Raw genomic sequence first — 9,616 nt, 5'->3', positions numbered from 1 at the left:
GACCGGCACCTCCTATAAGGAATACCGCGCAACGGTTTCCGGGCCGCTCGAAAACCTCCGGGAGGATCGGGACAAAATCGTCGTGACCATTGGCGGGGTCGATCACAAGCTGCCGTCTTTCATGCGCGAATACGTCTATGAGCAGGTCGAGCACCGGGCCCGCATTCTGATTCCCCAAACGTATCGCAAGGGCGATGTGATTGCCTCGGCAAAGGTGATCGCGGGCGACCACATTCTGGTCAACAAGCTGAAATACAACTTCATGAGTCCCGAGCGCGGCGACATCGCCGTGTTCGATACCCGCCACATCGACCACCCGCAGGTGCGGGCCGACACCTTCTATATCAAGCGCATGGTGGGCTTGCCGGGCGAAAAAATCCAGATCCAGAACCGCCGGCTGGTGGCCGACGGAACGATTGTTGCCGATCCGCCCATGTTTGGGACGATCGACACCGACCCGATTTATAACGGGGGGCACGACGTTGCTCCGGGCTCGTTGCTGCAGAGCGCGGATGATTTTATCCAGCTCGGCGACGATGAATATTTGATGATGGGCGACAATACGAAGCCGAACATGAGTCTCGATGGCCGCTTTTTCGGCGGGGTTCCGCGGGCGGATTTCCAGGGGCCGGCCATTTTTGTCTACTGGCCCTTCCGCGAGCATTGGGGCGTGGTTCGTTAAGTCGCGAATTTTTGCAGGATTTGCGGGTTGACTTAGGGGGCTCCCCCGCTATTATCTCGACCTTCTTTTCCAGAAAGTGGAACGAATTTGTTTAAACGGAGTGATTTGTTATGCCGAATCTGAAGAGCGCCAAAAAAAGAATGCGCCAAAACGAAGTGCGCCATGCCCGCAATGTCCAGGTGCGTACCCGCGTCAAGAGCGCGCGTCGCAGCATGCTTGAAGCATTGGAAGCCAAAGATACCGAAGCTGGCGCAGAAGCCCTGCGTGTCTACAGCTCGGTGCTCGACAAGGCTGCCAAGGCGGGGGTTATCAAGAAAAACACCGCTGTGCGTCGCAAGACCAATGCCGCAAATGGCCTGCGCAAGATCGCCTAGTTTCCCGAAGCTTGGCTTTCCATTGCAAAAACCCGCTTTCGAGCGGGTTTTTTTTGTGTGGAAATTCGGGAGCGGCGGGCTGCGGTTCCATTTCGGCATAAAGCGGTGCCGCCCGGAGGTTTTCGCCGCCGTTGCGGTCAGTTCCAGTATTCGATCAGGTCGTCGAGCATGAATTTGGCCAGTTCCGCCGCGGCGGTGGGCATGGCGTCGCGCTTGGAGGTGGTGAGGTCGTTTTCAAAGTTGAAGGTGGCCTCGCCATAGGCGTCCGATTCCGAGATCACCTTCCCGGTCTTGGTGTTCCTCAGCGCGGCGGTGCCCGTGATGGTCATGCGATAAATCCGCGGCGTGGTTTTAAGGCTTTCGTCGTAGGCAATCGGGCGGAGGCTGAATTTCACGAGCTTGATCTCGATCAGCGCGTCGGCGTTATCCGGTTCGTTCGCCAGTTTCATGCGGCCATCGAGCTGGATGCGGTCGCGCATGGCGTGGGTGATCTGGAGCTCCATGGCGGGCTCGCCGGTCCGGTTGATGACCGGGCCCATCGCCACCGTGTTGATCCCCTCGGGGCGCGAGCCCCCCGGTTGATAGCCCATGCATCCCGCAAGCAGGAGGGTCGAGCCGTTTAACAGATATACGCTTCTCTTCATATGCAGTGTCCAATCAAGGCGCAAAACTCTCCCAGAAAAATCGAAATTGTCAAAGCTTGATTCCCCTTGCCCGCCTGCTTAGTGTGCTCTCTCTTTTCTAAACCCCAACAAGAGGAAATCATGAAAAAGGTGCTGATCCCAACCAAGCTCGATGCGGTTGCCCGCGAGACCCTTACCGCGCGCGGTGGCTATGAAGTCATTCAGGACGATTCCCAGGAGCTCGCGGTCCTCGCTTCCCTGCACCCCGACACCCATGCCCTCATCGTTCGTTCGGAAAAGGTTACGGCCGAAGTCATCGACGCCATGCCGTCGCTGAAAGTCGTCATCCGCGCGGGCGCCGGGTACAATACGATCGATATCAAGCACGCCCGTTTGAAGGGCGTCGACGTCATGAACACGCCCGGCGCCAACGCCAACGCCGTCGCCGAGGAGGTCATTGCCCTGATGCTGGCCGATGCCCGTCATTTGATCGCCGCAGATGCCTCGACCCGCGCCGGAAAATGGGAAAAGAAAAATTTCATGGGCAAGGAGATTACCGGGAAGACCGTCGGGATCGTCGGCTTCGGCGCCATCGGCCAGCTGGTGGCCAAGCGCTTGGACGGTTTCGACGTGAAGGTGCTGGCCTTCGACCCCTTCTTGTCCGACGAACGGGCCCGCGATCTCGGCGCCGAGTCCGTCGAGCTGGGCAAGATCTTCGAAAAGTGCGACTACATTTCGCTCCATATGCCGGAGAACGACGACACCCGCGGCATCATCAACAAGTCGCTCATCGCGCGGATGAAAAACGGGGCCACGCTCATCAACTGCGCCCGTGCCGGCATCATCAACGAAGACGATCTGCGCGCGCTCAAGGCCGACAAAGGCCTGCGCTTCCTGAACGATGTTTATCCGAAGGACGAGGCGGCCAACCAGTCCGTCACCGATATTGCCGACATCATGTTGCCGCATTTGGGCGCGAGCACGGTCGAGGCGAATTTGAACGCCGCCATGCGTTCCGCCACCCAGTTGATCGGCTACGACGACAAAGGCATTGCCTCCTACGTCGTCAACCGCGATGTGCCGGAAGGCCTCGACCGCGCCTACTCCGAGCTGGCGTTCGCGCTGGCGCACACCTGCCGCGGCATTGCTGGGGGCAACAAGCAGATGAAGCTGATCGAAACCAGCTTCTACGGCGACCTCGCGCGCTTCGGCGACTGGTTGCTCGTCCAGATTGTCGCGGCGTTGTCCGACGATTTCGATCGTACGCAGGGCTACGATGCGGCGCTTGAATATCTCAAGGAGATGGGCGTGGAGTATTTCAACCGCGAAACCGATACCTCCAAGGGCTACGGCAACGCCATTACGGTCGATGTCACCACCTCGATCGATGCGGCGCATTTCAAGCGCGTCAGCGTCCGCGGCACGGTCGCCGAAGGCAACATGATGGTTTCCCGCATCAATAATTTCGACAAGCTCTACTTCGAGCCGGTCGGAAACGCCGTGCTCTTCATCTACAAGGATCGTCCGGGCGTCATCGGCCAGATCGGCAGCGCGCTCGCGGACGCCGGGATCAATATCGACGACATGCGCAACCCGCACGACCCTTCCGGCGAAAATTCGCTGGCGCTCATGCGCATCAGCGGCGCGGTCGACTGCGCCGTGGTGGACCGCATCGCCGGGCAAATCGACGCCCTCCACGCCTCCTGCATCCGCTACTAAAGAAGACCCCGCGTGGAACCACAAGCTCCAGCAGCCCTCCTTTCGGAACCGCCGAAGTTGCTGGAGCTTTTTTTTGTGTTCTTCCGGATCAGCATCATTACCATCGGTGGCGGCTATGTGATGTTTCCGCTCATGAAGGCCGAGGCGGTCGATTCCAAGGGGTGGATCACCGACGAGGAGATGGTCGACTACTACGCGCTGGGCCAATCCGTTCCCGGGATCATCGCCATGAACACGGCCACGCTGGTGGGCTACCGCAAGCGCGGCATTCCCGGCGCGGTCTGCGCGGCGGCGGGCATGGCGGCCCCCTCGTTGATGGTTATCTTGATCGTGGCGGCGTTTCTTGCGCCGTATTTCGAACTCCCGTGGGTCCGGAAAGCGTTCGCGGGCATCCGTGCCGCCGTGGTCGCTCTGATCGTAATGGCGGTTTGGCAGGTCGGCAAAAAATCGGTTAACTCGTTATCGAAGGGCGTCATTGCGGTTGGGTCGTTCCTGGCAATCGTTTTCTTGGGGCTCCATCCGGTGCTGATGATCGTGGTGGGCGGTCTGCTCGGTGCGGTGCTGTTTGGGAAGGGGGCCAAGGCGTGACCGTCCTGTTCGAGCTTTTTTATTCCTTCTTCACCATCGGTTGCTTTGCCTTCGGTGGCGGCTACGCCATCCTCTCCTTTCTGCAGCAGGAGGTGGAGCGGCGCGGCTGGATGACGACCGAGCGGTTCGTCGATTTCATCGCCATCTCGCAAAGCACGCCCGGGCCGATCGCGCTCAACATGGCCACCTTCGTGGGCTATGAAAGCGGAGGTGTTCCCGGTGCCTTGTGTGCAACGGTCGCGGTGTCGCTGCCCGGCATGATCATGATGACCGTCTTCGCGCTCTTCTTTTTCCATTTCTACGAGCGGCCCGCCACGCAGGCGGTTTTTCAGGGGTTGCGCCCGGCGGTGGTCGGGTTGGTTGCCGCCGCCGCTTGGCAGATCGGCCGGGTGGCGGTGGTCAACTGGGGGGCGGTCGCCATTGCGGCCGTTTGCATTTTGCTGATTGCCAAATGGAAGGTCGGGCCCGTGTGGCTCGTTGTGGGGTCGGCCATTGCCGGAATTCTCTTTTTTTAAAAGAGCGGCTCTGGCGGCGTCCGGTCTCGGGAGGCGGGGCCTCGAACCGTTCCCTATCTACCCTTTTTCTTCTTCTTGTTGATCAGCAGATCCGTATCGGCATCCCGGGCCAGATCGGCGGAGGGGAGGGCGGCGATGCCCGCCGTGACCGTCGGGTTTTTCTGTTTGGCGGCCACCCGCTTCACGAACTGCTCCGCGCTTTGTCTGTCGGTCTCCGGCAGGATCACGGCGAACTCGTCGCCGCCATGGCGGCAGGCGATGTCGGCGGCGCGGGCGGTTTTCTTCAGGACCTCGGCGAAATCTTTCAGTGCGGCGTCGCCGGCGGCGTGCCCGTTGGCGTCGTTGATTGGCTTGAAGTTGTCGATGTCGAACAGGACGAGGCTCAGGGCGCGGTCGTAGCGCTTGGCCGCGGCCACGTGGTCGGCGAGGGTTTCCTCGAAGTAGCGGCGGTTGTGGAGGCCGGTCAGCCAATCGCGCGTGGCCTGTTCGCTGAGCGAAAGGAGCGCCAGCCAGAGTGCGGTATTGTTTTCGGAATCGCTCATCAGGGGTAGAAGAAAAATTTGGCGTAGGTGTAGGCGATGAACTCGGAGATCACTTTGCGGACTCCTTCGCTGTAGGCGTACCAGCGGTCCGGATCGTAGCCGGAGTCGTCGAGGCAGGTGATGCCGATATGGTATTGCTTGCCGAGCGCCTTGCGGTAAAGCAGCCGGCTGCGGCGGCCGTGCGGCCCCGTGGTGACGAGGTGCAGGTCGGTGTCGGCGATGTTGTAGGCCATGAAGGCTTCGCGCAGGGCAACCGCCGAGAGATAGGTGCGGTCTTTTTTTTCGTAGTCCGCAATCGCCAAGATGATTTCTTGATCCGCGATCCCGAGTTTGCGTAATCGGGCGGCGGTCATTTCGGGATAGGATTTGAATTGCTGGATGTAGCTGCCGGTCTCGATCGGCACGCCCGCGCAGACGATTTTTTCGTAGTTTCCGGCGCGGTACATCCGGACGGCCTCATCGAGCGCAAAGTCGTGGATCCATCCCTCGACAACCATAACGCCCTTGTTGGCAGGGTCTTGCGGGGCGAGGAACCCGTAGATGTTGAGCGCGAAGCCAAAAAACAAAGCGATAAAGAGGGTTGCAATCAGCAGCCGTCCAAGCCATGTTGGCTTCCTGGTTAGCTCCACTTGGGTGAGTGCGATTTTCATGTTTATGGTATAGCACGGAAGCCGAGTTGGTAAAAACCAGAAACTTCTTGCGCACAGGGGTTGACACGCACCCCGCTCTTATATAACTTCCCCCACCTTGTGTTTTTACCGAACCGAGCTAGAGGACTATTTAATGAAAACTTTTATGCCCAAAGAGGCCGATATCAAACGTGAATGGCTGGTTGTTGATGCAACCGATAAGCCTGCTGGCCGTCTGGCCGTTGTAATTGCCGATGCACTGCGCGGCCGTGATAAGCCCACTTACACGCCCCACGTCGATACCGGCGCATTCGTGGTTGTGGTCAACTGCGAAAAGATCAAGCTGACCGGAAACAAGGACAGCAAAAAGATTTACCAGGACTATACCGGGTACTCCAGCGGTCTTAACGAAACCACCGCCAAGGAAGTCCGGGAAAAGCATCCGGAAAGAATCATCACCCAGGCCGTCAAGGGAATGCTTCCCGCCAACCGCCAGTCGCGCCAGACGATGACGCGCCTGAAGGTCTATGCCGGTGCCGAGCATCCGCACGCCGCGCAGCAGGTCAAGGAACTCGCACTCAACTTCTAAGCAGGATAAATCATCATGGCAAAAGATACTCTCTCTCTCGCAGCAACCGGCCGTCGCAAGACTTCCGTTGCCCGCGTTCGCATGACCGAAGGTGCCGGAACGATCACCGTTAACGGCCTCGAGTCCGACGCATATTTCAACACGGCCCTGCAGCAGGAACTGCTGAAGAAGCCGTTCGAAACCGCAGGTGTGGCCGGGAAGTACGACATTGTTGCCACCGTGAGCGGCGGCGGAAAGTCCGGCCAGTGCGGCGCGGTTGTGCACGCCGTGGCGCGTGCGCTTGCCGGCTCCGACGATGAGCTGAAAGATGTGCTGAAAAAAGCCGGCTTCCTTACTCGCGACGCCCGCATGAAAGAGCGTAAGAAACCGGGTCAGCCGGGTGCTCGTAAACGCTTCCAGTTCTCCAAACGTTAATCGTTGGTGCTGCAAGTTGCCAAAGCCTCCCGGTGCCGGGGGGCTTTTTTTGTGGGAACCCTTTTTTCTCACTCATCCTTTCTTCCAATTGCCGTTCCATCTATTTAGACTTCGCCCTCATTTTCAACCCCGGGGTGTTTATATGTTCTCAGAGATCCATCTGCCGAAAGGCTTCAAATGCGCAGGTATTTCCGCCGGAATCAAACCGACGGGTGTGAAGGATATGGCGTTGATCCTTTCGGAAGAGCCCGCTTGCGCCGCCGGTGTTTTCACGACGAACCAAGTGTGCGCCGCGCCCGTCAAGGTCTGCCGCGAGCATCTCAAGTATGGGGTGGCCCGCGCGATCGTCATGAATAGCGGAATCGCCAACGCCTGCACGGGGGCCGAGGGCATCGTGGCCGCCAAGGATATGGCCGCCGAAGCCGCGCGGCTGATCGGGTGCGCCCCGCAGGAAATCTTCGTCTGCTCCACGGGCAAGATCGGTCCGCAGTTGCCGCTCGACAGGATCGAGGCCGGCATTGCCAAGCTGTTCGATGCCGCGCTCATCGAAAATGTCCAGGAGACGGCCGAGGCCATGATGACCACCGATACCCGCCCGAAGGTTTCCGTGGCGGAAATCGAGATCGAGGGCAGGCCCGTCAAGATCGTCGGCTTCGCCAAGGGGGCCGGGATGATCGAGCCCAACATGGCCACCATGCTCTCGTATATCACGACCGACGCCGCAGTCGAACGCTCCGCCCTGCAGTCCGCCCTCAAACGTGCGGTCGACCAAAGCTTCAACCGGATTTCGATCGATGGCGACCAGAGCACCAACGACACCGTGCTGGCGCTGGCCAACGGCGCCGCCGAAACGCGCCCCTTGAACGAAGCGTCGCACGACTGGTGCGTTTTCGAACAGGCGCTCGGGCAGGTCTGCTTCGAGCTCGCGATGATGATTGTCCACGACGGCGAAGGGGCGGATAAGTTCGTGACCGTCCGGGTTGCCGGCGCCGCCTCGGCGGAGGATGCCGAATGGGCCGCCCGGGCGGTGGCCAACTCCATGCTCAACAAGACTGCCTGGGCGGGGACCTATCCCGACTGGGGCCGGATCATGGATGCCATCGGCTACTCCAAGGCGAAGGTCGTCGAGGAGAAGGTCGACATCTTCTACGACGATACCCAGGCCGTGGCCGGGGGGCGCCGCTCCGGCGTCGCGCAAGAGGACTTGATTAAGGTGGTTTCCCAAACCGATTTTGCTATAAACATCAATCTGCGCATCGGGGAAGGGGAGGCCGTGGTCTACACCTGCAATTGCACCGAGGAATACGTGCGGATTAACTACTAAGTTCTGATTGGCAGGCACCAGGGAGAGGGTTGCACATGGATAAGTTTATTGAAAAGGCCGCTGCGCTGACCGAAGCGCTACCGTTCATCCAGCAGTTCCGCGGCGAAACCGTGGTCGTCAAGCTCGGCGGCAGCATCATGGAAAACGAAGACGGCTATACGCAGATCATGCAGGATATCGCCTTCATGGAATGCGTGGGCCTGCGGCCGGTCGTGGTTCATGGCGGCGGGAAGGCCATCTCGCGCGCCATGAAGGAAGCGCGCATTGCCGCGAACTTCGTGCAGGGGCTGCGGGTTACGGATGACCAGGCGATCGGGGTGGTTGAACACGTGCTTAATCGCCAAGTGAACCCGCATCTGGTGGAAATCATCCAGCAGTACAAGGGCAAGGCGCGCGGCATTCATGGCGAGGATATTATCCATGTTGAAAAAATGACGGGGGTCGATCCGGCGACCAATGAGCCGCTCGACTGGGGATATGTGGGCAAGGTGCGTTCGGTCGATACCGAGCCGATTTTCGCCTACCTCAAGTCGGATATCGTCCCGGTCATCACGCCGCTGGGCAAGGGGCCGGATGGCCATTTGTACAACATCAATGCCGACGATGCGGCAACGGCGATTGCCTGCGCCTTGAATGCGCGCAAGCTCGTGTTCCTGACGGATGTGCCCGGGTTGCTGCGCGATCCGGAGGATAAATCGACGTTGATCTCCTCGCTACATTTGCGGGAAATCGATGAGCTGATTGCCCGCGGGGTCATCTCCGGCGGCATGTTGCCGAAGATCAGCGGCATGGTCGGCGCCGTGAAGTCGGGCATCAAGAAAGCCCATATCATCGATGCCGCGATGCCGCATTCGCTCCTGCTCGAGCTGTTTACGAGCGAAGGCGTTGGAACCGAGATCACGGAATAGAAACCAGAAACCGAAATTGGAAACTTGAAATGAACACTGGGGAAATAGCGGAACTTCAAAAAAAGTACCTCATGCCTACCTACGCGCCGGGGGTTGCCTTGGTGGAGGGGTCGGGAACAACGGTGTGGGACGCCGAGGGCAAGGAATATCTCGACTTCGTGTCGGGCATCGCCGTGGTCAACATCGGCCATTGCCACCCGAAAATGGTGCACGCCATCCAGGATCAGGTCGAAACCCTGGTGCATGTCTCCAACCTCTTCTACAATGAAAAGCAGCCGCTGCTCGCCCGGGCACTGTCGGAGCGGTCCGGCTTGCCGGGGGCAAAATGTTTCTTCTGCAACTCGGGCGCCGAGGCGAACGAGGGGCTGATCAAGCTCGCGCGCCTGTGGGGCAGCGAACACGGCAAATACGAGATCGTCACCATGCGCCAGTCGTTCCACGGCCGGACGCTGGCGACGCTGACCGCCACCGGGCAGGAAAAGGTCCAGAAGGGCTTCGGTCCGCTGCCGGATGGTTTTGTCTACGCCACCTTCAACGATCTGGAGTCCATCGAGGACGCCATCACCTCCAAGACGGCCGCCGTGCTGGTCGAGGCGCTGCAGGGCGAGGGCGGCGTGATCCCCGCCGAGCCGGAGTTCCTTTCGGGCCTGCGCAAGCTGTGCGATGAAAAAGGCATCTTGCTGCTGTGCGACGAAGTGCAGTGCGGCAT

13 protein-coding genes are annotated in these 9,616 nt (G+C 59.6%); 10 read left to right on the top strand and 3 right to left on the bottom strand.

The features are described 5' to 3' along the window. A partial coding sequence (gene lepB, locus ABYO54_RS09515; RefSeq protein ID WP_372808017.1) for a signal peptidase I occupies positions 1-682 on the top strand: 682 nt, incomplete at its 5' end. Positions 683-792: 110 nt separating this feature from the next. Next, on the top strand, positions 793-1,056 hold the full coding sequence (rpsT, locus tag ABYO54_RS09510; protein ID WP_372808016.1) for a 30S ribosomal protein S20: 264 nt from the start codon (positions 793-795) through the stop codon (positions 1,054-1,056). A gap of 137 nt (positions 1,057-1,193) precedes the next feature. Here the strand turns inward: rpsT and lptE are convergent, their stop codons facing one another. After that, the gene (gene lptE / locus ABYO54_RS09505) at positions 1,194-1,700 is read right to left on the bottom strand and encodes an LPS assembly lipoprotein LptE (RefSeq protein WP_372808015.1); all 507 of its coding nucleotides are present in this window, start codon (positions 1,698-1,700) and stop codon (positions 1,194-1,196) included. A 120-nt stretch (positions 1,701-1,820) separates the two neighbouring features. Between lptE and ABYO54_RS09500 the strand changes: the two genes are divergently transcribed. The 3 genes from ABYO54_RS09500 to ABYO54_RS09490 are packed head-to-tail and all read left to right on the top strand — an operon-like array spanning position 1,821 to position 4,501. Beyond that, positions 1,821-3,398 carry an NAD(P)-dependent oxidoreductase gene (locus ABYO54_RS09500; RefSeq protein WP_372808014.1) on the top strand — a complete coding sequence of 526 codons (1,578 nt, stop codon included), beginning with the start codon at positions 1,821-1,823 and terminating at the stop codon, positions 3,396-3,398. A 12-nt stretch (positions 3,399-3,410) separates the two neighbouring features. After that, positions 3,411-3,986: a chromate transporter gene (locus tag ABYO54_RS09495; RefSeq protein ID WP_372808013.1), complete on the top strand. Its 576-nt coding sequence runs from the start codon at positions 3,411-3,413 to the stop codon at positions 3,984-3,986. Then, the gene (locus ABYO54_RS09490) at positions 3,983-4,501 is read left to right on the top strand and encodes a chromate transporter (RefSeq protein ID WP_372808012.1); all 519 of its coding nucleotides are present in this window, start codon (positions 3,983-3,985) and stop codon (positions 4,499-4,501) included. The genes ABYO54_RS09495 and ABYO54_RS09490 overlap by 4 nt, the downstream gene beginning before the upstream one ends. Positions 4,502-4,554: 53 nt before the next feature. Here ABYO54_RS09490 and ABYO54_RS09485 read toward each other — a convergent pair whose 3' ends face one another. After that, positions 4,555-5,043, bottom strand: a complete 489-nt coding sequence (locus ABYO54_RS09485; RefSeq protein WP_372808011.1) for a GGDEF domain-containing protein — start codon at positions 5,041-5,043, stop codon at positions 4,555-4,557. Next, entirely contained in the window at positions 5,043-5,693 is a 651-nt protein-coding gene (locus ABYO54_RS09480) for an ElyC/SanA/YdcF family protein (protein ID WP_372808010.1), read from the bottom strand. Before ABYO54_RS09480 ends, ABYO54_RS09485 begins: the two co-directional genes overlap by 1 nt. Positions 5,694-5,826: 133 nt before the next feature. On the opposite strand from ABYO54_RS09480, the gene rplM reads away from it, so the two are divergent. From rplM to ABYO54_RS09455, 5 genes are all read left to right on the top strand, one after another. Continuing rightward, positions 5,827-6,261: a 50S ribosomal protein L13 gene (rplM, locus tag ABYO54_RS09475; protein WP_372808009.1), complete on the top strand. Its 435-nt coding sequence runs from the start codon at positions 5,827-5,829 to the stop codon at positions 6,259-6,261. 15 nt (positions 6,262-6,276) lie between these two features. Beyond that, positions 6,277-6,675 carry a 30S ribosomal protein S9 gene (gene rpsI, locus ABYO54_RS09470; protein WP_372808008.1) on the top strand — a complete coding sequence of 133 codons (399 nt, stop codon included), beginning with the start codon at positions 6,277-6,279 and terminating at the stop codon, positions 6,673-6,675. A 142-nt stretch (positions 6,676-6,817) separates the two neighbouring features. After that, a complete protein-coding gene (gene argJ, locus ABYO54_RS09465; RefSeq protein WP_372808007.1) occupies positions 6,818-7,999 on the top strand; it encodes a bifunctional glutamate N-acetyltransferase/amino-acid acetyltransferase ArgJ in 1,182 nt (393 codons plus the stop codon). Positions 8,000-8,034: 35 nt separating this feature from the next. Then, positions 8,035-8,907: an acetylglutamate kinase gene (gene argB, locus ABYO54_RS09460; protein WP_372808006.1), complete on the top strand. Its 873-nt coding sequence runs from the start codon at positions 8,035-8,037 to the stop codon at positions 8,905-8,907. A 71-nt stretch (positions 8,908-8,978) separates the two neighbouring features. Further along, positions 8,979-9,616: aminotransferase class III-fold pyridoxal phosphate-dependent enzyme (locus tag ABYO54_RS09455; protein ID WP_372808005.1), on the top strand; the 638-nt coding region annotated here is incomplete at its 3' end.

The sequence above is a fragment of the Pontiella sp. genome (assembly GCF_041622395.1).
Lineage (GTDB): Bacteria > Verrucomicrobiota > Kiritimatiellia > Kiritimatiellales > Pontiellaceae > Pontiella.
Note: the sequence above shows the minus strand (reverse complement) of the source record. Positions and strands in the feature narration are given on the sequence as shown.